This window comes from Catenuloplanes niger (assembly GCF_031458255.1).
GTDB classification, from domain to species: Bacteria; Actinomycetota; Actinomycetes; order Mycobacteriales; family Micromonosporaceae; genus Catenuloplanes; species Catenuloplanes niger.
Genome location: NZ_JAVDYC010000001.1, coordinates 5,740,083 through 5,765,855, shown reverse-complemented (window position 1 = coordinate 5,765,855; position 25,773 = coordinate 5,740,083). Strand labels below are relative to the sequence as shown.

Below are 25,773 nucleotides of genomic sequence, written 5' to 3'. Positions count from 1 at the left end.
ACTCACCATCCCTGAACAGGGGGTGCCATATCATCCGATCATCTATCGCAGAGTGTACTCAAGTGCATTCCGCTCGTAGTCGAGCAGACGAAGATCGCGCATCGGACGACGCAGGTGTCCCTTCTGCACGATGGTCACGAACGCGGGATCACCGGCCGCCGCCATCCGCCGGATGCCCTCGACGTGGTCGACGATCCGCTTGCGAATGGTCCGGACCAGGCGGTGCCGGTCGCGCGGGATCAGCCCGTACGCGTCCGCGAACAGCCGCAGCCGGCGTGGCCGGTTCGGCCGCTTCCAGCCCAGCGTCTGCGAGTCCCGGTCGGAGAAGAGCGGCACCCAGGTCCACGCCGCGTACGCCACGTCGTAGATCCGCGCGCCGGGCGAGGCCAGGTCGAAGTCGATCAGCGCGAGCGTGCCGTCCGGCCGCCAGATCACGTTGTGCGGCGCCGCGTCGTGGTGACAGATCACCTCGGTGTCCGGCGGCGGCGGGCCGAACGAACGCCACACCGCGCCGGGCGGCGGCTGGAACCCGTACTGCGCGTCGTGGAACATCCGCAGCATGGTGGCCACGGTGACCAGCGCCTCGTCCGTCACCCAGTGCTCGGCCAGCGGGTACTCGCCGCACTCGCCGTCGATGTAGGACAGCACCTCGCGGCCCTTGTCGTCTATCCCGAGCGCGCGTGGCGAGCCGCTGAAGCCGACGTACTCCATGTGGCGCAGCAGCGCGTGCACGGACGGCGTCCACGGGCCCGCGTTGCGGCGCACGGTGTCGCCGACCCGGTGCACGGTGGAGACGTTGCCGCCGCGCAGCGGCACCTCCTCGTACCCCGGCTCGGGGTGCAGCTGCGGCACGTACGGCCGGCCGGGCTGCTGGGGGGTCTGCGGCGGGTACTGGTGCACGGGCGGGGGCTGCTGCGGCGGCTGGTGGTAGACCGGCGGCTGCTGCTGCGTGTAGTGGTGCGGCTGACCGGAGCCGCCCGGGGGCGGCCACGACATGTCCGGCGCGCGGTGTGGGTGCGTCACGGCGGTTACGCGCCGGTCCCGAGCAGCGCGTCGACGAACTGCACGGGCTCGAAGGGCGCCAGGTCGTCCGGGCCCTCGCCCAGGCCGACCAGCTTGACCGGGATGCCCAGCTTGCGCTGCACCGCGATCACGATCCCTCCCTTCGCCGTGCCGTCCAGCTTGGTCAGCACGACACCCGTCACGTCGACCACCTCTGTGAAGACCCTCGCCTGCTCCAGGCCGTTCTGCCCGGTGGTGGCGTCGAGCACCAACAGCGTCTCATCCACCGGCCCGTGCTTCTCCACGACCCGCTTGACCTTACCCAGCTCGTCCATCAGGCCGACCTTGTTCTGCAGCCGGCCCGCGGTGTCCACCAACACCGTATCCACCCGCGTCTCGATACCCCGTTTCACGGCATCGAACGCGACACTGGCCGGATCGGCCCCCTCCGGGCCGCGGACCACCTCGGCGCCGACCCGGGAACCCCAGGTGGCGAGCTGCTCCGCGGCGGCCGCCCGGAACGTGTCGGCCGCACCCATCAGCACGGTACGCCCGTCCGCGATCAGCACCCGGGCGATCTTGCCGCAGGTGGTGGTCTTGCCGGCGCCGTTCACGCCGACCACCATGATCACCGCCGGGGTGTCACCGGTGGGTGCGGACCGCAGCGTCCGGTCCATGCCCGGCTCCAGCGCCGCGACCAGCTCCTCGGCCAGCAGCGCGCGCACGTCCGCCGCGGTCTTCGTGCCCAGCACGCGGGTGCGCTCGCGCAGCCGCTCGACGATCGCGGTGGTCGCCTCGATGCCGACGTCCGCGCCGATCAGGCTGTCCTCGATCTCCTCCCACGTGTCGTCGTCGATGTGGTCGCGGGAGAGCAGGCCGAGCAGGCCCTTGCCGAACACGTTCTGCGAGCGGGACAGGCGCGCGCGCAGCCGCACCAGCCGCCCGGCCGACGGCTCCGGCCTCTCGACGGCCGGCGCCTCCGGAACGGCCGGCGCCTCGACGGCCGGCGCCGCGGGGACGACCGGGGCGGGGACGGCCGGCGCCTCGGCGGCCGGCGGGGCGTCCACCACGGGCGTGGGCGCCCCGGCGACCGGCGGCGCCTGCCCCGGCCGCTCGGTGACGACCGGAGGAGAGGAGGGCGTAACGGGCGGCACCGGGGGGCGCCGGCGCAGCCGTGGCACCACCAGACCGAGCCCGCCGAGCACCAAGACGCCCAGCATCACCAGAGCGACGACCACGTAGTCCATGACCGAATCCTGTCAGATGGGCCCGCAGGCGTCCCGCCGACCGCTCCACCCCTTACCGGGCCTTCGATGACGCAACGCTCCCGGTCACCCCCGGAGTAACGGCCGGTGAACCGACGGCGTCGGGTGACGAGTGACACCCACCCCGGTGGCGCGTGGTCGATCTCGGTGGGCAGGATGAAGCCCACCATCCCCCGGAGGTCCGTTACATGACGACCGATCAGCCCAGCGAACCGCTGCTCATCGGCCCGCTGCTGCGACGTGTCGCCGGCACCAGGGCCACCATCTGGGTCGAGACCGCGCACCCGGCGGAGATCGAGGTGCGCGCGGGCGAGGCGGGCGGCCGGGCGACCACGTTCTCCGCGTTCGGTCACCACTACGCGCTGGTCGTGGTGAGCGGGCTGGCCCCCGACGCGGCCACCCCCTACGACGTGTACGTGGACGGGACGCACGTCTGGCCGCCGGCGGACTCGCCGTACCCCCGGAGTGTGATTCGGACCCGGGGCGACGCGGACCGCGCGGCGGACGCGAAGCTGGTGTTCGGTTCCTGCCGGGAGACGACGCAGCACGCGACGACGCGGCGGCTGCCCCCGGACGCGCTGGACGCCTACGCCCGGCGCCTGATGCGCGACGGCGACGGCGCGTGGCCGGACGCGCTGGTGCTGCTCGGCGACCAGGTCTACGCGGACAAGACCTCGGACACGGTACGGAAGCAGCTGAAGGCGCGCACGAAGCCGCACCACGGCGTGGGCGACGACGTGCAGACCTACGACGAGTACACCAAGCTCTACCTGGAGTCCTGGCGCGATCCGGAGATCCGCTGGCTGTTCTCCACCGTGCCGACCGTGATGATGTTCGACGACCACGAGATCATCGACGACTGGAACTCGTCGGCCTCGTGGCGGGCGGACATGCAGAACGAGCCCTGGTGGGCCGAGCGGATCATGAACGGCCTCGCCTCGTACTGGGTGTACCAGCACATGGGCAACCTGCCGCCGGACCGGTTGCAGGAGGACGCGCTCTACCCGAAGGTCGCCGGGGCCGCGGACGCGACCGAGATCCTGCGCGAGTTCGCCGCGCGGGTGGACCAGGAGGCGGACTTCGGGCACGACCCGGAGAGCTGGAAGTCCCGGCAGTACCAGTGGAGCTTCGCGGTCGACCTCGGGCGGACCCGGCTGGTGGTGCTGGACAACCGGTGCAGCCGGGTGCTCGACCCGGACCACCGCGCGATGCTGCCGGCCGCGGAGTGGTCCTGGTTCCTCGACCAGGCGCACGGCTCGACGTTCGACCACCTGGTGGTCGGCTCGTCGCTGCCGTGGCTGATGCCGCCCGCGATCCACTACCTGGAGGCGTGGAACGAGCGGATCAGCGCGTCCAAGCGGCCGCGGGTGGCCGCGTTCGGCGAGAAGGTGCGGCGCGCGGTCGACCTGGAGCACTGGGCCGCGTTCCAGAGCTCGTTCGAGGCGCTGGCCGACCTGTTCCGGGTGCTCGGCCGCAGCAGCACCGGCCCGGCGTCGATCTCGGTGCTCTCCGGGGACGTGCACCACTCGTACGTGGCGAAGGCCGAGCTGGGCCCCGGCGTGCTCACCCCGGTGCACCAGCTGACCTGCTCGCCGATACACAACCAGGTGCCGAGCTTCATGCGGCCGCTGATGCGGATCGGCTGGGCGCGCTGGGCCGGGCTGGTCGCCCGCGGGCTGGCGTTCAGCGTGGGCGTGCGCTCGTCGTCGCTGCGCTGGCGGAAGACCGGGGACGACCCCTACTTCGGCAACGCGGTCGCGACGCTGACCCACCGGGGCCGCCGGGCACGGGTGGTCATCGAGGGCACCACGCCGGACGGCCACCTGGACACGGTCGCGGACGTGCTGCTCACGACTCCGTGACCTCGTGGAACGGCCCGTTGTTGAACCAGAGCGCGTCGATCGTGTAGGCCCGGCCGGCACCGGTGAACCGCACCACGAGGCGCTCCGGCGACGGCTGCGCGGTGTCCGCGGCGAACCCGGTCGCGGGCGTCGCGGACACCAGGCTCACCACCCGGTCCACGATCTGGATCACCGCCTGCCCGCCGTCAACCTTGAAACTTCGGACATATGTTACTTTGCCGCCGGTTTCGGTCGCGGTCCAGCCGTTGACGACCGTCTGCTTCGGCGCGGCGGGCGCGGCCTCGGCCGTGGGAGCGCTACTACGGCTCGCGGTCCGGCTCGGCGACGGCACCGGGGGCTCCGCGACGGGCGATGACGGCGTGGCCGACGGTGTCACCGAGCGTGTCGGCTCCGGCGCGAGCGTTCCGACCGGCGGCACCGGAGCGGGCGATAACCTGCGCAGATCCGACGCACTCAACGGAATGGCGCGATCGGGCAGCGCCGTGTTCAACACGGGGCGTAAGCCCACCCACATCGTCACGGCCCCGAGCACGGTGGCCAGAACCCATGCCACCGCCCCGCCGCCCAGCTGCCAGATCCGCACGGGACTCATAGTGCCAACTCGGGATAGCGTGCTGCCATGCCCCTCGTCCTGCTCGTCGACGACGACCCCACGGTGCGCGGCGCCATCGCGCATACGCTGACCGACCTCGGACACGCCGTCCGCGCGGTCGGCAGTGCCATGGAGGCGCTGCAGGAGATCACCCACAATCAACCTGACCTGGTCATTCTCGACCTCGGCCTGCCCGACATCGACGGCGCGGACGCGTTGCGCATGCTGCGTACGATCTGCGACGTGCCGGTCATCGTCGCCACCGGACGGCGCGGTGAGCTGGACATCATCCGCCTGCTCAACGCGGGTGCGGACGACTACGTGGTGAAGCCGTTCTCCACCGCGCACCTGGCCGCCCGGGTCACCGCGGTGCTGCGCCGGGGCCGTCCGGCCGCGCCGGAGCGCAGCTCGGAGCCGGTCCGGGTGGGTGGACTGTGCGTCGACCCGTCCCGCCGAACCATCACGCTCGACGGCGAGGTCCTGAAACTCACCCGAAAGGAGTACGAGCTGCTCGCCTACCTCGCCGGCCGCGCCGGACAGGTGGTCACCCGCAAGGAACTGGTGACCGAGGTGTGGCGCGCGCCGTACGCCGGCTTCGAGAAGACGCTCGACGTGCACATCTCGTGGCTGCGCCGAAAGCTCGGTGAGACCGCCGCCCAGCCCCGCCTGCTGCACGCCGTCCGCGGCGTCGGCATCATGCTGGCCGATCACAGTTGAGGGCCGCACTCGCCCGGCTGGCGCTGGCCGTGACGTCGATGGTGGCGCTGTCGTTCGTCGTACCGCTGGCCCTGGTCGTCATGGAGATCGCCGAGGACCGCGCGCTCGCGGACGCGCGCCAGCAGGCGGTCGGCATGGTCGCGGCGCTGACCGTGACGGACGATCCGGACGTGCTCACCCGCGCCATGGCCGCGACCGCCGCCGGGGCCGACAACCGGCTGGCCGTGCACCTGCCCGGCGCGCCGCCGATGGGCACCAGCGTGGCCGACGCCGGCGACGTGGAGCTGGTGGAGTCGCGCCGGCAGGCGACCACCGCGGTCGTGCCCGGCGGCCAGGTCTACCTGCAGGCGACCGCGATCGACGGGAACCGTACCGCCGTGATCGAGGTCTTCGTGCCGGACGCCGACCTGCGCCGCGGCGTCGACGTGGCCTGGGCCGCGATGGCCGGGATGTCGCTCGTCCTGGTGGCCGGCTCGGTGTTCGTCGCGGACCGGATCGGCGTCCGGCTGGTCCGCGCCGCCCGCTCACTGGCCGGCGCGGCCCGCGCGTTCGGCGCCAAGGACCTCTCCGTGCGCGTCACCCCGGCCGGCCCGCCGGAGCTGCGCGAGGCCGCGACCGCGTTCAACACCATGGCCGACCGCATGATCCGGTTCATCGACAAGGAGCGGGAGCTCGCGTCCGACCTGTCGCACCGGCTGCACACGCCGCTGACCGCGCTGCGCCTGGACGCGGACCGCATCCCGCCCGGCCCGGTCGCGGACCGCGTACGGCAGGCGGTGTCGGATCTCCAACACGAGATCGACGAGATCATCAGCGGCGCGCGGCGGCCGGTCACGGAGCGTACCGACGCGCAGACCGATCTGGTCGAGGTGCTCGCCGACCGGCTGTCCTTCTGGGCCGTGCTCGCGGATGACCACGGCCGCCCCTGGCAGGTCGTCGGCGCGGACCGGCCGGTCTGGGTCAGCGTGCCCGAGGAGGACCTGATCGGCGTGGTCGACGCGCTCATCGGCAACGTCTTCGAACACACCCCGCAGGGCACTCCGTTCCTGGTCACGGTCTCGGACGACGCGCTCACCGTGTCCGACGCCGGCCCCGGCATCCGCGACCCGCGCGCGGCTCTCCAGCGCGGCCACAGCGGCGGCGGCTCCACCGGGCTCGGCCTGTCGATCGTCCACCGGGTCGCCACCGAGCTCGGCGGCGGCGTCCACATCGACCGTGGGCAGCTCGGCGGTGCGCGGGTCACCCTGCACCTCAAGCCGGCCGACGCGCACGCGCTATCTTGATCGCTCGTCACCCCCCGCAGTTGTCATTCCGCTGAACGGCCGGCACGCGCGCCGGTGGAGGGAAGAGCCAGTCCGTGAACATCCTCGAAGCGGTGCTGCTCGGCGCCGTCGAAGGCTTCACCGAGTTCCTGCCGGTCTCCAGCACGGGTCACCTCACGATCCTGGAGAAGCTGCTCGGTTACCAGATCGACGCACCGGACATCACCGCGTTCACCGCGATCATCCAGTCCGGCGCGGTGCTGGCCACGCTGCTCTACCTGCGCGGCGACATCCTCCGGATCATCAAGGCCTGGTTCCTGGGCCTGTTCAAGGCGGAGAACCGCGGCACCCCCGACTACCGGTTCAGCTGGGCGGTCATCCTCGGCTCGGTCCCGATCGCGATCATCGGTCTGCTCTTCAAGGACCAGATCGAGACCACGCTGCGCAGCCTCTGGTTCGTCGGCACCGCGCTGATCGTCTGGAGCTTCGTCATGTGGTTCGCCGACCGCGCGGCCACCCAGACCCGCCACGAGGCCGACGTGACCTGGAAGGACACGCTGATCATCGGCGTCACCCAGTGTCTCGCGCTGATCCCCGGCGTCTCCCGCTCCGGCGCCACCATGTCCGCCGGTCTGCTCCGCGACCTCGACCGCGTCACGGTCACCCGGCTGTCGTTCTTCCTGTCCATCCCGGCGCTGACCGCGGCCACGCTGCTGCAGGTCGTCACCGAGTTCGAGAACATCTCCAACGGCGTCGGCTGGGTCAACACGCTGGTCGCGACCGTGGTCAGCTTCATCGTGGCGTACTTCGCGGTCAACTGGCTGCTCAAGTTCGTCGCCAAGCACAGCTACACGGTCTTCATCGTCTACCGCATCGTGCTCGGCACGATCGTCCTCGCCCTGGTCGCGACCAACACCATCTCGGCCACGTAGGCACCACTCGACGGGTCGGCCGACCACGGCCGGCCCGTCGAGTCGTCCCACCACGCGCTGGCTGCCGCACGCCGCATATTTACCCATAAAGGTGCCCGCCGGCCATTCGTGATCGCCGCTCGCCAGCGTAAAGACCGGTAAAGATCATTGACCGATGCGAAAGCGCGGTCGAACGGCCGAAACGATCTCCTTTTCGCATCGGTCAATGATCCGGGGCCGCACCGGTGGCGCGGGGGCGAGCACGCGAACGCCGCCGCACGCGGGATCCGGCGACCCGCGGGAGCGGGTCGGGCAGAATCGGGCCCATGACGATCGATTGGACCGCGCCGGCCATCGCGCGCGCCTCGGAGCCCTTTGTCGCACCGGAGCGGGAGATGCTGGAGGGCTGGCTGGACTGGCACCGGCAGACGTTGCTCACCAAGTGCGCGGGGCTGACCGTGGAGCAGTTGAGAACCGCGAGTGTGGAGCCGTCGATCCTCACGCTGCTCGGCCTGGTGCGGCACATGGCCGAGGTGGAGCGGTGGTGGTTCCGCGTCTTCACCGGGGTGGCACCGGATCTCGACGACATCTACTGCACGCCGGACCAGCGCGACGGCGACTTCGAGAACGTCGCGGACGCGGACGCGGAGCGGGACCTCGCCACCTTCGTCGCGGAGACGGAGGAGGCGCGGGCAGCCGTCAAGGGCGTCCCGCTCGACCACATCTACCGGCACCCCACGGACGGGACCGAGCGCAACCTGCGCTGGATCTACGTGCACATGATCGAGGAGTACGCCCGGCACAACGGCCACGCCGACTTCCTGCGCGAGCGCATCGACGGCGTGACCGGCGACTGACCGGGGACCGGCCCTAGAGGTCGAGGGCGGCCCGGACGTAGCGGAGATCGTCCGGGCCGCTCCAGCGGAGTGCGGAGAGGCCGGCGGCGCGGGCGCCGCGGACCGCGCGGTCGTCGGCGTCGATGAAGAACACCAGCGACGGTGGCAGCTGGAGGGCCTGGCAGGCCGCGACGAAGAACCCCTTGGCCGGCTTGTGCACGCCGACCACGGACGAGTTGACCACCACGTCGACCTCGCCGGTCAGGCCCAGCGCGTCCAGGTCGGCGGGGAGCGCGTCGGTGCCGTTCGTGGCTATGCCGACCGGCAGCCCGGCGGCCCGCACGTCGCGCAGGAACGCCAGCATGCTCTGGTCGACGACGCCGCGCTCGGCCTGCCATTCGTGGACGGCCGCGCGCGCCCGCTCGGGGCCGCCGGCCGCGAACGTCAGCTCGTCCGCGACGACGGACATCCACTGGGCGTGCGACACCTCGCCGACCAGCGCGGGCTGCATGCGGCCCCACACGGTCGCGGTGTCCAGGAGCCGGCCGGGCTCCATCCCGTACCGTTGCTCGATCTCCTGGAGCTTGATGTCCGGTACGTGCCGGAGCACGCCGTCCAGGTCGACGAGCAGGGCACGTGCCCGCTGCCTACGCATCCGCATTCTCCTTGACGAGCTTCTGGCTGATGACCTCGGTGACGCCGGCGCGCATGGTGATGCCGTAGAGCGCGTCCGCGACCTCCATGGTCCGCTTCTGGTGGGTGATGATGATCAGCTGCGAACGCTCCCGGAGCTGCTCGAACAGCGTGATCAGACGGCCGAGGTTCACGTCGTCCAGCGCGGCCTCGACCTCGTCCATGATGTAGAACGGGCTGGGGCGGGCCCGGAAGATCGCGCAGAGCATGGCCACGGCGGTGAGCGAGCGCTCGCCGCCGGACAGCAGCGACAGCCGCTTGATCTTCTTGCCGGGCGGGCGCGCCTCGACCTCGACGCCGGTGGTGAGCATGTCCTCCGGGTCGGTCAGGATCAGCCGGCCCTCGCCGCCCGGGAAGAGCACCTGGAACACGTGCTCGAACTCGCGCGCGGTGTCCTCGAACGCGGACGTGAAGACCTCCAGGATCCGGTCGTCCACGTCCTTGACCACGGTGAGCAGGTCCTTGCGGGTCGCCTTGAGGTCCTCGAGCTGGTCGGAGAGGAACTTGAACCGCTCCTCCAGCGCCGCGAACTCCTCCAGCGCCAGCGGGTTGACCTTGCCGAGCAGCGTCAGGTCACGTTCCGCCTTGGCCGCGCGCTTCTCCTGCGTCGGCCGGTGGAACGGCGCCGGCTCCGGGACCGGCTTGCCGTCCCGCTCCGCGGCGGCGACGTCGGCCTGGCTCGGCGGCACCGGGTTCTGCGGACCGTACTCGCTGGTCAGCGTCTCGACGTCGAGCGAGAAGTCCTCGGCCGCCTTCGCCTCCAGCTGCTCCAGGCGCAGCCGCTGCTCCGCGCGGGCCACCTCGTCCCGGTGCACCTCGCTGGTCAGCCGCTCCAGCTCGCCGGCGAGCTGCTTGGCGACCGAACGGACCTCGGAGAGCTCGGCCTCGCGCGCGGACCGGGTGGCGGCGATCTCGTCGCGGCTCCGCGCGGCCGTCTCCAGCGACGCGACGATCCGGGTGAGCGCCGCACCCGCGCCGGTCACCACCGCGCGGGCGATGGCCGCACCACGGGCGCGGGCCGCCTTGCGCGCCGCGGCGCGTTCCCTGGCCTGGCGTTCCGCGTTCGCCTGCCGGAGCAGCGAGTCGGCCCGGCCGGAGATGGACGAGACCCGTTCCTCGGCGGTACGGACGGCGAGCCGCACCTCCATCTCGTTCTGCCGGGCCTGCGGCACACTCGCGGCCAGTATGTCCCGCTCATCCGTGGAGGGCTCCTCGTCCAGCGGCATCTCCTCCGCGACGCGCAGCCGTTCCTCCAGCTCCTCCAGGCGCATCAGGTCCTGCTCGCGGGCCTGCTCGGCCTTGGCGCGGGAGGCGGCGAGCCGGTCGGTCTCGGCCTTGGCGGAGCGCGCGGCGGCGCCCAGCTCGGCGAGCCGGCGGGCGGCCGCGTTGCGCTGGCTCTCCGCCTCGCGCTTGGCCGCGGCCGCGACCTGCACCTCTTCCTTGCGCGCGGCCACCTCCTCGCGCGCCTCGGCCAGCTCCGACTTCAGCCCCGCGATGGTCTCCTCGGCCGCTTCCCGGTTCGCCTTCGCCTCGTCGACCGCGGCCTGCACCTCGATGTAGCTGACCGCCTTGCCGGAGCCGCCGGCCGCGGCGAACGCGCCGAGCACGTCGCCCTCCGGCGTGACCGCGCGCAGCTCCGAATTGCTCGCCGCGATCCGGGCCGCGGACTCCAGGTCGGGCACGAAGACCACGTCGCGCAGCGCCCGGTGGACCGCGGGACGGACCTGCTCGGCGCAGGTGATCAGGTCGGGGGCCCAGAGCGCGCCGTCCGGTAGCGCGGGCCGCAGCGCGTCGAGCGAGCCCAGGTCGCCGGGGCCGGCCTCGCCCGCGACCAGCATCGCGGCCCGGCCGGCGTCGGAGATCTTGAGCGTGCGCATCGCCTCCACGGCCTCGTCCACGCCGGTCACCGCGACCGCGTCGGCCAGCACGCCGAGCGCGGCGGCGAGCGCGGCCTCGTGCCCGGGGCGCACGCTCAGCATGCCGGCCAGGCTGCCCAGCAGGCCCGGGACCTGCCCGGCCTTGGCCAGCAGCGCGCCGGCGCCGTCCTTGCGCTTGAGGCCCATCGCGAGGGCCTCCTCGCGCGCCTTCCAGCTGGCCGCGTCCTTCTCCGCCTTGCGCTCGGCCTCGGAGAGCTGGCGGACCACGGCGGACGCGGCGTCGTGCGCGGCGACCGCCTCGGCGTGCCGGGCGTCGAGATCCGCGTTGTCCCGGTCGGCCTCGGTCGACTCGGCGGAGACCGCGTCCACCGCGGCCTGGGCCCGCTCGGCCCGCTCGGCCGCGTCGGTGTGCGCGGTGACCAGCCGGGAGATCTCCTCCTGCGCGGTGGACGACCGGGCCTGGGCCGCGTTGACCTGGCCGGTCAGCTTCGCCAGGCCCTCCCGGCGGTCCGCGATCGCCTTCGCGGCGGTGCGCAGTGCCCGCTCCGCGTCCGCGAGCTGGCGCTCCATGTCCTGCCGGGCCTCGATCGCCTCGGCCAGCCGGGCCTTGTCCTCCTCCAGCGCCTCGCGGAGTTCCTCCTCCTGCGCCCGGACCTCCTCGGCCTGCGCCTCCAGCATGTCCGGGTCGCGGCCGGGCCGCTCCTCCTCGCCGGGCGCGGACAGGTGCCGCAGCCGCTCGCCGGCCAGCTGCTCGGTGGAACGGAAGCGTTCCTGCAACGCGGACAGCTTGTACCAGGCGTCCTGCGCGGCCGCGAGCAGTGGCGCGTCCTCCGCGTGCGCGGCCTCCAGCGTGGCGAGCCGCCGCTGGGCGATCTCGTTCTCCTTCTCCAGCTCACCGCGGCGGGTGCGGAGCGCGGCCTCGTCCGCGATCTCCTTCTCCAGCGTGGTGCGCAGCGTGGTGAGGTCGTCCGCGAGCAGCCGGAGGCGGGCGTCGCGCAGGTCGGACTGGATGCCGGCGGCGCGGCGGGCCACCTCGGCCTGGCGGCCGAGCGGTTTGAGCTGGCGGCGCAGCTCAGCGGTCAGGTCGGTCAGCCGGTTCAGGTTGACCTGCATGGCGTCCAGCTTGCGGATCGCCTTCTCTTTCCGCTTGCGGTGCTTGAGGACACCGGCCGCCTCCTCGATGAACGAGCGGCGGTCCTCCGGCTTCGCGTGCAGCATGCTGTCCAGCCGGCCCTGGCCGACGATGATGTGCATCTCGCGGCCGATGCCGGAGTCGGAGAGCAGCTCCTGGATGTCGAGCAGCCGGCAGCCGTTGCCGTTGATCTCGTATTCGCTCTCGCCGGACCGGAACATCCGGCGGGTGATCGAGACCTCGGTGTAGTCGATCGGCAGCGCGCCGTCGGTGTTGTCGATGGTGAGCGTGACCTCGGCGCGACCGAGCGGCGCGCGGCCGGCCGTGCCGGCGAAGATCACGTCTTCCATCTTGCCGCCGCGCAGCGCCTTCGCGCCCTGCTCGCCGAGCACCCAGGCGATCGCGTCCACGACGTTCGACTTGCCGGAGCCGTTCGGGCCCACCACACAGGTGATGCCGGGCTCCAGGCGCATGGTGGTGGCGCTGGCGAAGGACTTGAAGCCCTTCACCGTCAGGCTCTTGAGATGCACGAATCCGTATCCTCACCCCGGCGCCCCGCCGCAGGGAGGCCGGCGGGCAAGCGATTCCGCAGGGTAACCCGCGGTAGACGAGCATCACGCGGCGCCCTCGTCCCCGCCGCTGCCCCGAGTGGTCAACGAGCAGGCCAGGCTCCCGGGAACGTCCCACGCTAGCCGCTGAAACGGCCCGGACAAAGGGCTGCGCGCCGCCACGTTGAGTGTGTGTCGGCGCGCTCAGGGATTCTGTTGTTTCATTCGGGCGTACCCGATCGGGGGCAGTGCACTGCTGTGGGCGCCGGCGGGCCGACGCCCCGGAATCAGGTCAGCGCCGGTTCGCGCAGACTCAGCAGATCGTCCGCCTCGGCGGCGGCAGCGGCGAGCCGATCGTTGTCGGCACGCAACCGCGTGATCTCGAACTCCAGTGCCTGCACCGTGGCACGCAGACGGGTGACCTCGTCGACGAGGCGCCGGTCTTGCGCCATGCCGACGTGGCCGTAGAGGGCCTTCGCCATTTCTGTCTCCTCATAATGCGCTGCCGGAAAGGCCGGCCAACGCGCGCCCAGCAAATCGCGACTCCACGCTCATGGGCACACACGGCGTGATCGGGCGCGACTGGCGACACCTCCATAGTCCGCCGAGCCGCCAAAAGAGTCAAGCGCGGCGTGTCCCGCGCCACGTCGATCACGCCCGGTAATTAGCATTTTGCGGACGGTCCGACGGTTCTTAGGTCTTCCCTAGGTCTTCCTTAGGTCTGTTGGAAGTGTGCTGGTCACCCGTTTACGTTCGATCGGCAAGCTGCATTCATCGACCGCTCTGCGTGAGCAGGCGGTTCTTCCGTCTGTGGAGGCGTTCACCCCGTGTCACGGCGAGCCGAGCGAGCGACGAGCCAGCGAGAGCTGCCCCGGGCCGAGGAGATCACCTCCGGTGGGCGGCACAAGGCGAAGAAGGTCCGGAAGGCGCGCCGGCTGCCCGGCGGCACCGCGGGGCTGGTGGCTCTGGTCGCGGCCGTCCTGGCGATCTTCGGGCTGGCAGCCTACATGCTGCCGCCGAACGTGTCCGGCGGGTCCGCGGACGGCACGGTCGACGCCGCGAGCGCGAACCGTGACGACGTCGCCGCCGACCCGGCCGCGGCGCGCGGGGCCGACCGTCCCGCGGGAGAGATCAGCGGCGAGGCGATGTTCGGTGCGAACCCGGCCTCGCCGTCGCCGAGCCCGTCGCCGTCCGCCGCGCCGAAGGCCAGCGCACCGGCCGCGCCCGCGCCGCCCGAGGAGACCGAGCCGGAGCAGGACGGCGACGACGACGGTGGGAGCGGCGACGCCGGGAGTGGCGGCGACAGCGGTGGCGACAGCGGCGGCGACAGCGGGAACTCGGGTGGTGGCGGTGCCACCGACGGGATCACGTCGCTGGAGAACGCGGTCACCAAGATCGTGAACGCGCGGCGCGCGGAGGCCGGCTGCGGCGCGGTCACGAACAACGAGAAGCTGCGCACCGCGGCGCGCGGTCACAGCCAGGACATGGCGGACCAGAACTACTTCAACCACACCAGCGCGGACGGGCGGTCGCCGTGGGACCGGTCCAAGGCCGCCGGCTACCAGAACGCGATCGGCGAGAACATCGCGAAGGGCCAGCAGACCGCCGAGCAGGTCATGGAGTCGTGGATGAACAGCGACGGCCACCGCAAGAACATCCTCAACTGCGATGCCAAGGAGACCGGGGTCGGCCTCGCCTACGACGGCAACACGCCGATCTGGACCCAGATGTTCGGCGCCGGCAGCTGACGGCGGCGCGTCCCACGATCGGGGTGTCCCGCACGTCGTCAGGACGACGTGCGGGACACCCCGATCGGTACGCCACAGCGGATCTTGCAGGGAGGCCGCCCGCGGCCGACCGGTGCCCGCGGGAGCACTCGGAACGTGCCCGCGCCGGAAGCGGGAACATCGGCTTTTATCGGGGTCTGGGCTGGCAGCGCGGGCAGCTGAAGCTGGACCGGTTCATGAAGGACTCGCGGCGGACGGCGGTGCCGCAGCGGGCGCAGGGCAGGCCCTCCTGGCCGTAGACGTTGAGCGCGCGGTCGAAGTAGCCGGACTCGCCGTTGACGTTGACGTAGAGCGCGTCGAAGCTGGTGCCGCCCTCCTTGATCGCGGCGGACAGGACGTCGCGGACGTGGCCGAGCAGGCGGGCGACGGCCGGCCCGGTGAGCGCGTCGGTGGGGCGGGCGCCGTGCAGCTTCGCACGCCAGAGCGCCTCGTCGGCGTAGATGTTGCCGACGCCGGAGATCAGCGACTGGTCGAGCAGCGCGCGCTTGATCTCGGTGCGCCGGCGGCGCAGACGCGCGGCGAACTCGCGGTCGTCGAAGAGCGGGTCCAGCGGGTCGCGGGCGATGTGCGCGATCTCCGACGGCAGTTCGGCGCCACCACTGGAGACGGACAGGCCACCGAACGTGCGCTGGTCGATGAAGCGCAGCTCGGGGCCGTCGTCGTCGAAGCCGAAGCGGACCCGCAGGTGCGTCTCGTCCGGCGCCTCGCCGGGCTGGATCAGCAGCTGGCCGGACATGCCGAGGTGGCCGATGATCGCGTCGCCGGAGTCGAGCGGCAGCCACAGGTACTTGCCGCGCCGGCGGACGTCGGTGATCGTGCGGCCGGCCAGCACGTCGGCGAAGTGGGTGGCGCCGGGCACGTGCCGGCGGATCGCGCGCGGATGGCGGACCTCGACCGTGTGCAGGCGGCGGCCGACGACCCAGGGGGTCAGACCCGTGCGGACGGTCTCGACCTCGGGAAGTTCGGGCACGTGGTTCCTCAGATCGTGTAGGGCCAGACGGTGACGAGATAGGCGCCGTACCAGAGGCCGAACGCGGCGTAGCCGGCGAGCGCGGGGACGATCGTGCGCCAGCGGGCCCGGCCCAGCGCGGTCGCGAGCGGCAACATGATCAGCAGCACCGGTACGAGCAGGCGCGGCTTGGAATGGTAGTACCCGCCCTGCCCGACGACCAGCACGAGCGTGACCAGGCCGTAGGCGACCAGCGGCCACCACGGCCGGTGCAGCACGGCCGTGACCGCGAGCAGGACCGCGCCGATCAGGATCCAGGCCACGCTGACCTGCACCCAGCCGTTGCCGGTGCGCAGCGTGCTGTCCAGGAACGAGAGCGTGCTGCGGCCGAAGTCGAACGTGGAGCCCCAACCGGCGGTCTGCACCCGGAACCAGGCGTCCCAGTCGCCGATCCGGTGACCGGCCCACAGCAGGTACGCCGGGGTGCCGGCCATCGCGACCGCGGCCGCGCCGAGCGCGGTGATCCGGCCCCGGCGGTCCTCGGTGCGCCAGGCCAGCAGCGCCGCGACGCCGAGCGCCACCGTCAGCGCGAAGCCGGTCGGCCTGGCCAGCGCGCCGGCCAGGCCCAGCACGCCCATCCACACCCACGACCGGCGGTGCGCGGCCAGCAGCGCGCCGGCCGCGAGCGCCAGGAACAGGCCCTCGGAGTAGCCCATGTTCAGCACCACGGACATCGGCTGCGCGATCACCAGGACGGTGAGCACATACCCGGTGCGGCGGTCGTAGAGGCGCGAACCGAGCTGGAACAGCGCGACCGAGGCCGCGGCGCCGCAGGCCCAGGTGACCGCGAGCGCCGCGTCCGGCAGGCTCAGCCCGGTGAACGAGACCAGCCGGATCAGCGCCGGGTAGAGCGGGAAGAACGCGATGCCGTTGCCGACGAGCGTGCCGTCCTCGTCATAGGTGTAGCCGGTCGGGTAGCCCTCGCCGGCGACCCGGACGAACCAGCCCGCGTCCCAGGAGAGCAGGCTGTCCGCGACCGTGGCGCCGGGCAGCGCGAGCCAGGCGATGGCCGCGGACTGCAGCCCGCGGATCGCCACGAAGAGGCCGAGCACGACGACGACGTGCCAGAGCGGGGAGAGGCTCTTCTCCGCCATGGACACGGGCTGCGCGGTACGGGTCACGGTGACCCGTCGGCGTCCGCGCTCAGCGAGTGTGGGCCCTGATCGGACAGGTTGCGCCAGGCCGCCTCCGCGGCTCGCTGCTCGGCCTGCTTCTTGCTCTTGCCCTCGGCGCCGCCGTACCGCTCACCGGCCACCACGACCCAGGCGGTGAACGTCTTCGCGTGGTCCGGGCCGGCCTCGTCGATCCGGTACTCCGGCACGCCCAGGCCGAGCGACGCGGTCAGCTCCTGCAGGCTGGTCTTCCAGTCCAGGCTCGGGCCCTGCTTCGAGGACGCGGCCATCAGCGGGTCGAACAGCTTGTGGATCACCTTGGCCGCGACGTCCAGCCCGTGCTGGAGGTAGATCGCGCCGAGCAGCGCCTCCAGCGTGTCCGCCAGGATGCTGGCCTTGTCCCGCCCGCCGGTGGTCTCCTCGCCCTTGCCCAGGAAGAGGTACGCGCCGAGCCCGTCCGGGCCGAGCGTGCGGGCCACGTCCGCGAGCGCGGTCATGTTGACCACGCTGGCGCGCAGCTTCGCCAGCTTGCCCTCGGGCAGGTCCGGGTGGTCGGTGAAGAGCGCGGTGGTGATCACGACGCCGAGCACGGAGTCGCCGAGGAACTCCAGCCGCTCGTTGGTGGGCAGGCCGCCGTTCTCGTACGCGTACGACCGGTGGGTCAGAGCGCGTTCCAGCAGCTCAGGGTCGATCGACACACCGAAGGCGGACTCCAGGTGCCCGACCGACGGCCGGCGCCGTTTCTCCCGGTCGGTCATGCCACGTCCCCCGGTCCACTTCGGTCACGCCGCGGTCGGCACGAAGCCGATGATTCGTTCGCAAGCTCACTCAAGCCGGGCACCCCAAGTCCGCTACGGTCACGCCGTGGTCGGCGCTGAGCCGATGATTCGTTCGCAAGCTCACTCATGCCGGGCACCCCGGTTCGCTACCGGGACGCGGTGGTCGGCGCTGAGCCGATGATTCGTTCGCAAGCTCACTCATGAGCATCTCCGATAAGTGCGCACATGGCCGCCGTGGCGGCGCGTCGATGGAGGTCGGCGGCCAGGGCGATGCCCGAGGCCAGGTCGGCGCCGGAGGCGGCGCCGTGACAGACGACCACGGTCCCGCCGACGCCGAGGAGGGCGGCGGCGCGGGGCGGGGTCTCGTCGGAGGCGGTCGAGCCGTAAACGCCCTCGACGCCCTTGAGCAGCACGTTGCCGGTGAAGCCGTCGGTCACCACGACGTCGGCGAGCTCGCCGGTGGCGATCTCGTAACCCTCGACCAGGCCGGCGTACCGCGCGGCGCCGGGCAGCGCGCGCTCGGCCAGCGCGAGGTCGGCGGCCCGCCGGGGATGGTCGCCCTTGCCGGGTTCGGTGCCGATGGAGAGCAGGCCCAGGCGCGGCGCGGGCACGCCGAGGACGGCCGTGGCGTACGCGACGCCGAGCAGCCCGTGCTGGACCAGGGTGGTCGGGCTCGCCTCGATCGAGGCGCCCACGTCGAGCAGCAGCACCGGCCCGTGCGCGGCCGGCAACGTGGCGGCCAGCGCGGGACGGCGGATGCCGGGCATGCGCCCGAAGCCGAGCACGGCGGCCGTGACGACGGCGCCGCTCGGACCGGCGGACGTCATCGCGTCCGCGTGGCCCTCCGCGACCGCGGCGGCGGCCGACCGCACCGTGGTGTCGGCGCGGCCCCCGCTCGCCGGGGCGTCCGCCATCGCGACCGCGCGCCGGGCGCCGCGGACGGCAACCCGGGCCCGGTCGTACGGCGGGAGGGCATGAATGATCTCGTCGGCCACCTCGGAGGGGCCGACGAGCAGAAGATGCAGGTCGGGATCGACCCGGCACGCTCGCAGAGCGCCGTCAACCACGACGGCGGGTGCGGAATCCCCGCCGAGGAGGTCGACGGCGATCCGCGCGGTGCCCGGCTCCGTGAAAGGAGCCGAGGCACCGGGCAGTCGCCGTTGTGCAGGCGCGGTCCGACCGGTGGCCGGATGCGTCACCGCGCGGCGTCAGACCTCGAGGACCTGACGACCGTTGTACGTGCCGCAGGTGTTGCACGCCGTGTGGGGCAGCTTCGGCGAGCGGCACTGCGGGCAGGCAACGGTCGCGACCGCCGAGGTCTTCCACTGCGCCCGGCGCGACCGGGTGTTGCTGCGCGACATCTTGCGCTTCGGGACGGCCACGGTAATTACTCCTCGGTGTTGGTCAGGTTGTGCAAGGCGGCCCAGCGTGGGTCGACCTGATCGTGATTGTGATCGTCGGGCAGATCGTCCCAGTGCACCCCGCACTCGGAGCACAACCCTGGGCAGTCGTCGCGGCACAGCGGGTTGGTCGGCAGGGCCAGCACCACCGCGTCCCGCACGGCCGGCTCCAGGTCGATCAGATCGCCCTGCATCCGGCCAACTTCATCTTCGTCGGTCGTCTCGTCCGTGGCGCTGTTCTCGTACGCATACAGCTCTTGGATCGTGACGGTCAACGAGTCGTCGATCGTGCGCAGGCATCGGCCGCACTCGCCGGTGATCGGCCCGGACACGGACCCCGACACGAGCACGCCCTCGGACACCGACTCCAGCCGCAGGTCCAGGCTGATCTCGGCACCCTTCGCCACGCCGATCATCTCCACGCCGAGATCCGCCGGCGCCTCGACGACCCGGCTGATCTCACGCATGGCACCAGGACGGCGCGGCAGCTCGACGGTGTCGAGCACGAGCGGCGACCGGGGGTCGAGGTGATTCTCAGGGTTCTTAGGCATAGCGATTCTCTGTAGCGCGGTGGAAGGCACAGCAGTCTCCGGCCGTGCGGACGGCCGACGAAAAAGGTTACCCGACCGTCGGCGGCAGCGTCGAATCGCCCCAGGCTAGAACGGGAGTGGGCGCTCGCCCTCGTCGGCACCGGCGAACGAGCCGATCTCGCGCAGCGCGTGCATCTTGTCCCGGCCGCGCTCGATCGACGCCAGTGCGCGCGTCAGGAACTGCTCGAAGTTGGCCAGCGCGGTGTCGACGTAGTCGTCGACCTCCTCCCGCAGCCGCTGTGCCTCGGCGCGCGCCTCCGCGACGATCCGGGCGCCCTCGTGCTCCGCGGAGACCGTGATCTCGTTCACCGAGACCAGCCGGGCGTGCTCCGCCTCGCCCTCCGAGATGATCCGCTCGGCCTCGCTGCGGCCCTTGTCGATTATCCGGTCGCGCTCCTCCAGCAGAGCCGCGGCCTTGCGCAGATCCGTGGGGAGCTCGGCGCGCAGGTCCTCCAGCATGCCGATCATCTCGCCGCGCTCGACCATGCAATTCGTCCGGGACATCGGCACGGAGCGCGCCTGCTCCACGATGTTGATGATCTCGTCGATGCGGTCGAGCGGGTCCATACGGTCGGACGGGTCCACCGGCGCCTCACTCCTGTCACTGACTGCGGCCACTCCGCCGTTCTGCTTCACCATCATGCGGCCCCGGCGCCCGTTGCGGCGAAACCCACGTCATCGGCGCGTCGGATCCGTCGCCATCTCGTTACCGACCACCGGGGCTGCCCAGCGTCACCGGTCGCGCGGGATCGCCGGGCCGGGCGTTTTGCGAGAAGTCACGCCTGGCGCAGGCGAGCCCGCAGCCGGCGGTCCACCACGTCCGGGACGTGCGCGGAGACGTCGCCGCCCCACTTCGCCACCTCCTTGACCAGACTGGAGGAGAGGAACGAGTACAGCGGGTTCGTCGGCATGAACAGCGTCTCCACGCCGGCCAGCCCGATGTTCATCTGGGCCATCTGCAGCTCGTAGTCGAAGTCGCTGACCGCGCGCAGGCCCTTGACCACCACGCCCGCCTGCTGCGCCCGGCAGAAGTCGACCAGCAGGCCCTGGAACGAGGCCACCCGCACGTTGCCGTACGAGGAGGTCACCTCGGTGAGCAGCTCGATGCGCTCCTCGATGGTGAAGAGGCCGAGCTTGGACTGGTTGATCAGCACTCCGACGATCACCTCGTCGAAGAGCCGGCTGGCGCGGCCGATGATGTCCAGATGGCCGTTGGTCACGGGATCGAAGGATCCGGGGCACACAGCGCTCGTCATGATCGGCGACCGTACCAAAGAGTGGTCTCGCCGTACTTCCGGCTGCGGACCGCAGTGATGCCCTCCACCCAGGCAAGACCGGCACCGCGGCTGGAACGCTCGACGACCACCACTGCGTCCTCCGCGAGCCAGCCGTGCTCCACCAGCGCGGCCAGCATCTCCAGCACCTCGAGATCCGGCATCGGGTACGGCGGGTCCGCGAACACCAGGTCGTAGGGCTCTCCGGCCGGCCCGGCGAGCAGCGCGGTCCCGACCTTCGCCGGCTGCAGCACGGCCCGGTCACGCGCGTCGAGCGCCGCGATGTTGCCCCGGATGATCCGCCCGGCCTTGGCGTCGTGCTCGATCAGCAGCGCGTGCGCGGCGCCCCGGGACAGCGCCTCCAGCCCGACCGCGCCGGAGCCGGCGTAGAGGTCCGCGACCCGGGCGCCGTCCAGGTCGATCAGCGTCTCCAGCGTGTTGAACAGCGCCTCGCGCACCCGGTCGGAGGTGGGCCGGGTGTGCGAGCCGACGGGCACGGTGAGCCGCCGCCCGCCCAGCGCGCCGGCGACGATCCTGGTCACACGAGTCCCTTCGGGGGTGCGAAGGAGCCGTCCGGCTCCGGCGGGTACGGATGCACCGCGATCACCGCGTGCACCGGGATCGGGCCGTAGACGTGCGGGAACTCCATGTCCGTACCCTCGCCGAGCTCCCAGCGCGGCGGCTCCGGCAGGCGGGACTCGTCGATCTCCAGCAGCACCAGGTCGGTGCGGCCGCGGGCCAACGCGGTGGCCGGGAGGTGCACCTGCGCGGCCGTCGAACAGTGGATGAAGCCCTCGGTGGCCAGCGTGTCCGCCGTGTACTCCCCCGCGCGCTGCGCGGCCGCCCAGGCCTCCGCGGTGCAGAAGTGCAGGATCATGGGTCAGCCCTTCTCCAGGTATTCGGCGCGCTCGTCGTCGACGAGCGCGGCGACGGACGCGGCCAGAGCCGGGTGCCGGTCCAGCTCCGGGTCGTCCCGGACCAGCGCCAGCGCCTCCGCCCGCGCCTCCGCGATCATTGTCTGGTCCCGCAGCAGGGACAGCAGCCGCAGGTGCGAACGGCGGCCGGACTGCGCGGCGCCCAGCACGTCGCCCTCGCGGCGCTGCTCCAGGTCGAGCTCGGCCAGGCGGAACCCGTCGGTGGTGGAGGCGACCGCGTCCAGCCGCTGCCGCGCGGGCGTGCCCTCCAGCGCGTCCGTGACCAGCAGGCAGAGCCCGGCCGCGCTGCCCCGGCCGACCCGCCCGCGCAGCTGGTGCAGCTGGGAGACGCCGAACCGGTCCGCGTCCAGCACGATCATGACGGTCGCGTTCGGCACGTTCACACCCACCTCGATCACGGTGGTGGCGATCAGCACGTCGATGTCGCCGGCGGCGTAGGCGCGCATCACCGCGTCCTTCTCGTCGGCCGGGAGCTTGCCGTGCAGGATGCCGATCCGCACGCCCTTCAGGAAGTCCTCGGCCAGGATCGGCGCGACCTCCAGCACCGCGATCGGGGGGCGCTTCGCGTCCGAGCCGTCGGCGGGTGGTTCGACCTCGTCGTCGCCGTCCTCCGAGCCGATCCGCGGACACACCACGTACCCCTGGTGGCCCTTCTGCACCTCCTCGCGCATGCGCCGCCAGGCGCGCTCGAAGAACGCGGGCTTCTCCGCGGTCGGCACCACGTGCGACGCGATCGGCGAGCGGCCGCGCGGCAGCTGGGCCAGGACCGAGACCTCCAGGTCGCCGAAGACGGTCATCGCGACCGTGCGCGGGATCGGGGTGGCGGTCATCACCAGCACGTGCGGCGGCTGCGCGGCCTTGGCGCGCAGCGCGTCCCGCTGCTCGACGCCGAAGCGGTGCTGCTCGTCCACCACGACCAGGCCCAGGTCCTTGAAGTCGACGCCCTCGTAGAGCAGCGCGTGCGTGCCGACCACGATGCCGGCCTGCCCGGACGCGACCTCGGCCAGCGCGGCGCGTTTCGCCTTCGCGCCGAGCGAGCCGGTGACCAGCGTCAGGCGCGTCGCGTCCGGGTCGGAGTCCAGCTCGCCGGCCCGGCCGAGCGGGCCGAGCAGCTCCGCGATGCCGCGGTAGTGCTGCGCGGCCAGCACCTCGGTCGGCGCGAGCAGCACGGCCTGGCCGCCCGCGTCCACCACCTGGAGCATCGCGCGCACCGCGACCAGCGTCTTGCCGGAGCCGACCTCGCCCTGCAACAGCCGGTGCATCGGGTGCGGCGTGCCCAGGTCGGACGCGATCTCCTCGCCGACCTTGGCCTGGCCCTCGGTCAGCTCGAACGGCATCGCCGCGTCGAAGCGCTCCAGCAGGCCGCCCTCGCGGCGCGGGCGCGGCCGGGCCGGCCAGGACGCGGCCCGCACCTTGCGCTGGACCAGCGTGAGCTGCACCGCGAACGCCTCGTCCCACTTGAGGCGGTGCTTGGCGCGGTAGAGGTCGGACTCGTCGGTGGGCTTGTGGATCTCCCGCAACGCGCGGTCCAGGCTCATCAGGCCGTGCTCGCCGCGCAGCCGGGCGGGCAGCGGGTCCTCCGGCATGGTGATCACGTCGAGCACGGTCCGCACGGCCTTGGCGACGGTCCAGGTCGGCACCGCGGCGGCGGCCGGGTAGACCGAGATGAACGCGCCGGCGAACTCCTCGATGTCACCGGTCCCGTCGTCGTCGGAGTCGAGCAGCAGGTACTCCGGGCTGTTGAGCTGCCGCTTGCCCCGGAAGTCGGTGACCTTGCCGGCGAACATGCCCCACACGCCCGGCTTCAGCTCGCGCTGCCGCCACGGCTGACTGAAGAACGTCAGCGAGATCGTGTTGCCGGTGTCGTCGCCGACCAGCACCTCCAGCAGCGAGCCCCGGCGCTGCCGCATCTGCCGGGACTCGACCCGCTTGACCTGGGCCATGATCGTGACGTCCTCGCCGACCTCCAGCCCGCGGATGTCGGTGTGCTCGCCGCGCTGGTCGTGCCGGCGCGGGAAGTGGTAGAGCAGGTCGCCCGCGGTGTGCAGGCCGAGCTTCTCCGCGAGCGGCTTCGCCGACTTCGCGCCGAGGACCTTCTCCAGGGGGGTGTCGACCGTGACGGCCGTCTCCGTCATGCGTTCACTCCACGCCGATCAGCAGGGGGTAGACGGGCTGGCCGCCGTCGTAACCGCGCGCCTCCACGTACGGCCAGCGGGCCGCCAGGTGGGCGCGCAGCGTCGGCTCCAGCCCGGGTGGCGCGTCCGCGCCGAAGAGCAGCGTGACCAGCTCGCCGCCGCCGCCGAGCAGCCGGTCGAGCAGCTCGGTGCCGACCGCGGTGAGGTCCGGCCCGATCAGCGTGACCTCGCCCTCGATCAGGCCGAGCGCGTCGCCGGCCCGGCAGCGCCCGGCCATGGTCAGCGCCTCGCGGCTGGCCCGGGTCACCTCGGCCCAGCGGCAGGCGCCGGCCGCCTCGGCCATCGCGATCACGTCGTCCTCGAAGCTGCGGGCGTCGTCCCGGACCGCGAGCGCGGCCAGCGCCTGCACCGGTGAGCGGGTCGGCACCACGGTGACCCGGGGGCCGCTCACCTCGCGGGCCGCGGCGACCGCGACCGCGCGGGTGTCGCCGTCGTTCGGCAGCAGCACGATCTCCTCGGCGTCGCTGCCGGAGATCGCCGCGAGCAGCTCGCGCGGCGACGGGTTGCCGCCGACCACGATCGCGCCCTCGCCGGCGTAGAGCTCGGCGAGACCCGGGCCGTCGGCCATCACCACGGCCGCGCGGGCGCGGGACGGCGGCGCGGGCGGCGTGGCCACGTGGTCGGCGAAGCGGGTGACGGTGATCTGGTGCGGCCGGCCGGCGACCACCCCGGCCTCGATGGCCGCGCCCACGTCGTTGACGTGGACGTGCACGTGCCAGACCGGTGGCCGGCCGCCGGAGCCGACCACGACCAGCGAGTCGCCGAGCCCGCGGAGCGTGCGCCGGAGCCGGTCGATCGCATCGTCCGCCGCATCCAGCAGGTACTGCACCTCGTAGGCGAAGTCGGGGGAGCCGGTCTCCCGCGGGGTGGCCGGCGGGCGCGGGTGCGGCGACGGCGGGACCGGCGGCTCCTCGACCGGGGCCGGGTCGCCGTGGAACGACTCGGCCAGCGCGTCCAGCAGCAGGCACAGGCCGCGGCCGCCGGCGTCGACCACGCCGGCCCGGGCCAGCACCGGCAGCTGCTCCGGCGTGCGGGCCAGCGCGACGACCGCGGCCTCGGACGCGGCGCGGGCCACCGCGGCCACGTCGTCGGTCCCGGCGCGGGACGCGCCGTCCGCGGCCGCGGACAGCACGGACAGCACGGTGCCCTCGACCGGCTCGGCGACCGCGGAGTAGGCCGCCGCGGTCGCCGCGCGCAGCGCCGTGGCGAGCTGCCGGCCGCGCACCTCGGGCTCGTCGGCCAGCGAGTCGGCCAGGCCGCGCAGCACCTGCGAGATGATCACGCCGGAGTTGCCCCGCGCGCCGAGCAGCGCGCCGCGGGCCATCAGGTGCAGCGCGTGACCGTGCGCGGTGCGGCCGGTCTCGGCCGAGTTGTCCAGGTCGAGCGCGAGCGCGCGCTGCGCGGAGGTGAGCGTGAGCACCAGGTTGGTGCCGGTGTCACCGTCCGGCACCGGGTAGACGTTCAGCTCGTCGATCTCGCGCTGGTGCGCCCGGAGCGCGATCAGCCCGGCGCCGCTCCAGCGGCGCACGACCGTCGCGTCCAGGGTGTCCAGCACGGAAAAAGCCTATAGTCGGTCACCGACACTTTCGCGGCAGGAAGGTCCCCGAGACCCGATTCGCTGGTCGGGGGGCGCGTCGGGTAGCCTGGTCGGGTTGCCTAGGCCTAGTGCGCGGGTGACCTCATGTCTGCGGCCCGCGCCGCGGGACTTGCCGGTGGCGTTCCGTTGCCAGCGGCAGAGCATCGAATCGATCGACAGCAGGAGACTTCCGTGGCTAGCGTCTGCGACGTCTGTGGCAAGGGGCCGGGCTTCGGCCACAACGTGTCCCACTCGCACCGGCGGACCAACCGCCGCTGGAACCCGAACATCCAGACGGTGCGCACCCCCGCCGGTGGCGGCAACACCCGCAAGGTCCAGGCCTGCACCTCGTGCATCAAGGCCGGCAAGGTCACTCGGGCATAACGTCCCGGTTCGCTTCGCGTACGCCCTGTCGCTCC

The 25,773-nt window shown here is 72.4% G+C and carries 25 protein-coding genes; 7 read left to right on the top strand and 18 right to left on the bottom strand.

Annotated elements, in window-relative coordinates; all coding sequences use genetic code 11:
* Positions 1-42: 42 nt before the first annotated feature.
* Both J2S44_RS25650 and ftsY read right to left on the bottom strand, forming a co-directional pair.
* Positions 43-1,023 (bottom strand): phosphotransferase, encoded by a 981-nt coding sequence (locus J2S44_RS25650; protein ID WP_310418929.1) that lies wholly within the window; start codon positions 1,021-1,023, stop codon positions 43-45.
* A gap of 5 nt (positions 1,024-1,028) precedes the next feature.
* Positions 1,029-2,249, bottom strand: coding sequence for a signal recognition particle-docking protein FtsY (gene ftsY / locus J2S44_RS25645; protein ID WP_310418926.1), 1,221 nt, complete (start codon positions 2,247-2,249; stop codon positions 1,029-1,031).
* Between the two features lie 206 nt (positions 2,250-2,455).
* On the opposite strand from ftsY, the gene J2S44_RS25640 reads away from it, so the two are divergent.
* Positions 2,456-4,129 carry an alkaline phosphatase D family protein gene (locus J2S44_RS25640; RefSeq protein WP_310418923.1) on the top strand — a complete coding sequence of 558 codons (1,674 nt, stop codon included), beginning with the start codon at positions 2,456-2,458 and terminating at the stop codon, positions 4,127-4,129.
* Here the strand turns inward: J2S44_RS25640 and J2S44_RS25635 are convergent.
* Positions 4,116-4,712, bottom strand: coding sequence for a DNA mismatch repair protein MutL (locus tag J2S44_RS25635; RefSeq protein WP_310418920.1), 597 nt, complete (start codon positions 4,710-4,712; stop codon positions 4,116-4,118). The genes J2S44_RS25640 and J2S44_RS25635 overlap by 14 nt on opposite strands.
* A gap of 36 nt (positions 4,713-4,748) precedes the next feature.
* On the opposite strand from J2S44_RS25635, the gene J2S44_RS25630 reads away from it, so the two are divergent.
* The 4 genes from J2S44_RS25630 to J2S44_RS25615 all read left to right on the top strand — a co-directional run bounded on the left by J2S44_RS25630 (position 4,749) and on the right by J2S44_RS25615 (position 8,468).
* Complete coding sequence (locus J2S44_RS25630; RefSeq protein ID WP_307244016.1) at positions 4,749-5,438, top strand: response regulator transcription factor; 690 nt, start codon at positions 4,749-4,751, stop codon at positions 5,436-5,438.
* Complete coding sequence (locus J2S44_RS25625; RefSeq protein WP_310418919.1) at positions 5,435-6,721, top strand: HAMP domain-containing sensor histidine kinase; 1,287 nt, start codon at positions 5,435-5,437, stop codon at positions 6,719-6,721. The genes J2S44_RS25630 and J2S44_RS25625 overlap by 4 nt, the downstream gene beginning before the upstream one ends.
* A 74-nt stretch (positions 6,722-6,795) precedes the next feature.
* The gene (locus tag J2S44_RS25620) at positions 6,796-7,632 is read left to right on the top strand and encodes an undecaprenyl-diphosphate phosphatase (RefSeq protein WP_310418916.1); all 837 of its coding nucleotides are present in this window, start codon (positions 6,796-6,798) and stop codon (positions 7,630-7,632) included.
* A gap of 311 nt (positions 7,633-7,943) precedes the next feature.
* Positions 7,944-8,468, top strand: coding sequence for a DinB family protein (locus J2S44_RS25615; protein WP_310429917.1), 525 nt, complete (start codon positions 7,944-7,946; stop codon positions 8,466-8,468).
* Between the two features lie 13 nt (positions 8,469-8,481).
* Here J2S44_RS25615 and J2S44_RS25610 read toward each other — a convergent pair whose 3' ends face one another.
* The 3 genes from J2S44_RS25610 to J2S44_RS25600 all read right to left on the bottom strand — a co-directional run bounded on the left by J2S44_RS25610 (position 8,482) and on the right by J2S44_RS25600 (position 13,179).
* The gene (locus J2S44_RS25610) at positions 8,482-9,102 is read right to left on the bottom strand and encodes an HAD family hydrolase (protein WP_310418913.1); all 621 of its coding nucleotides are present in this window, start codon (positions 9,100-9,102) and stop codon (positions 8,482-8,484) included.
* The gene (gene smc, locus J2S44_RS25605) at positions 9,095-12,679 is read right to left on the bottom strand and encodes a chromosome segregation protein SMC (RefSeq protein WP_310418911.1); all 3,585 of its coding nucleotides are present in this window, start codon (positions 12,677-12,679) and stop codon (positions 9,095-9,097) included. Before smc ends, J2S44_RS25610 begins: the two co-directional genes overlap by 8 nt.
* Before the next feature lie 305 nt (positions 12,680-12,984).
* Positions 12,985-13,179 carry a hypothetical protein gene (locus J2S44_RS25600; protein ID WP_306834311.1) on the bottom strand — a complete coding sequence of 65 codons (195 nt, stop codon included), beginning with the start codon at positions 13,177-13,179 and terminating at the stop codon, positions 12,985-12,987.
* Positions 13,180-13,524: 345 nt separating this feature from the next.
* Between J2S44_RS25600 and J2S44_RS25595 the strand changes: the two genes are divergently transcribed.
* The gene (locus J2S44_RS25595) at positions 13,525-14,445 is read left to right on the top strand and encodes a CAP domain-containing protein (protein WP_310418909.1); all 921 of its coding nucleotides are present in this window, start codon (positions 13,525-13,527) and stop codon (positions 14,443-14,445) included.
* A 166-nt stretch (positions 14,446-14,611) separates the two neighbouring features.
* On the opposite strand, the gene mutM is transcribed toward J2S44_RS25595, so the two are convergent.
* The 12 genes from mutM to fakA all read right to left on the bottom strand — a co-directional run bounded on the left by mutM (position 14,612) and on the right by fakA (position 25,333).
* Positions 14,612-15,454 (bottom strand): bifunctional DNA-formamidopyrimidine glycosylase/DNA-(apurinic or apyrimidinic site) lyase, encoded by an 843-nt coding sequence (gene mutM / locus J2S44_RS25590; RefSeq protein WP_310418907.1) that lies wholly within the window; start codon positions 15,452-15,454, stop codon positions 14,612-14,614.
* A gap of 8 nt (positions 15,455-15,462) precedes the next feature.
* Complete coding sequence (locus J2S44_RS25585; protein ID WP_310418904.1) at positions 15,463-16,587, bottom strand: putative hexosyltransferase; 1,125 nt, start codon at positions 16,585-16,587, stop codon at positions 15,463-15,465.
* A 23-nt stretch (positions 16,588-16,610) separates the two neighbouring features.
* Positions 16,611-17,363, bottom strand: a complete 753-nt coding sequence (rnc, locus tag J2S44_RS25580) for a ribonuclease III (protein WP_310418901.1) — start codon at positions 17,361-17,363, stop codon at positions 16,611-16,613.
* A 215-nt stretch (positions 17,364-17,578) separates the two neighbouring features.
* On the bottom strand, positions 17,579-18,538 hold the full coding sequence (locus tag J2S44_RS25575) for a phosphate acyltransferase PlsX (RefSeq protein ID WP_310429915.1): 960 nt from the start codon (positions 18,536-18,538) through the stop codon (positions 17,579-17,581).
* Positions 18,539-18,592: 54 nt separating this feature from the next.
* Positions 18,593-18,766, bottom strand: a complete 174-nt coding sequence (gene rpmF, locus J2S44_RS25570; protein ID WP_307243996.1) for a 50S ribosomal protein L32 — start codon at positions 18,764-18,766, stop codon at positions 18,593-18,595.
* Between the two features lie 5 nt (positions 18,767-18,771).
* Complete coding sequence (locus tag J2S44_RS25565) at positions 18,772-19,335, bottom strand: YceD family protein (RefSeq protein ID WP_310429913.1); 564 nt, start codon at positions 19,333-19,335, stop codon at positions 18,772-18,774.
* Positions 19,336-19,440: 105 nt separating this feature from the next.
* Entirely contained in the window at positions 19,441-19,941 is a 501-nt protein-coding gene (locus J2S44_RS25560) for a hypothetical protein (protein ID WP_306839505.1), read from the bottom strand.
* Between the two features lie 209 nt (positions 19,942-20,150).
* Complete coding sequence (gene coaD / locus J2S44_RS25555) at positions 20,151-20,630, bottom strand: pantetheine-phosphate adenylyltransferase (RefSeq protein ID WP_310418898.1); 480 nt, start codon at positions 20,628-20,630, stop codon at positions 20,151-20,153.
* A complete protein-coding gene (gene rsmD / locus J2S44_RS25550; RefSeq protein ID WP_310418897.1) occupies positions 20,627-21,190 on the bottom strand; it encodes a 16S rRNA (guanine(966)-N(2))-methyltransferase RsmD in 564 nt (187 codons plus the stop codon). Before rsmD ends, coaD begins: the two co-directional genes overlap by 4 nt.
* Positions 21,187-21,525 carry a DUF952 domain-containing protein gene (locus J2S44_RS25545; protein WP_310418894.1) on the bottom strand — a complete coding sequence of 113 codons (339 nt, stop codon included), beginning with the start codon at positions 21,523-21,525 and terminating at the stop codon, positions 21,187-21,189. Before J2S44_RS25545 ends, rsmD begins: the two co-directional genes overlap by 4 nt.
* A 3-nt stretch (positions 21,526-21,528) precedes the next feature.
* Entirely contained in the window at positions 21,529-23,718 is a 2,190-nt protein-coding gene (gene recG / locus J2S44_RS25540) for an ATP-dependent DNA helicase RecG (RefSeq protein ID WP_310418891.1), read from the bottom strand.
* Positions 23,719-23,722: 4 nt separating this feature from the next.
* Entirely contained in the window at positions 23,723-25,333 is a 1,611-nt protein-coding gene (gene fakA, locus J2S44_RS25535) for a fatty acid kinase ATP-binding subunit FakA (RefSeq protein WP_310418888.1), read from the bottom strand.
* Positions 25,334-25,546: 213 nt separating this feature from the next.
* Between fakA and rpmB the strand changes: the two genes are divergently transcribed.
* The gene (gene rpmB / locus J2S44_RS25530; RefSeq protein WP_033343896.1) at positions 25,547-25,738 is read left to right on the top strand and encodes a 50S ribosomal protein L28; all 192 of its coding nucleotides are present in this window, start codon (positions 25,547-25,549) and stop codon (positions 25,736-25,738) included.
* Positions 25,739-25,773 lie beyond the last annotated feature (35 nt).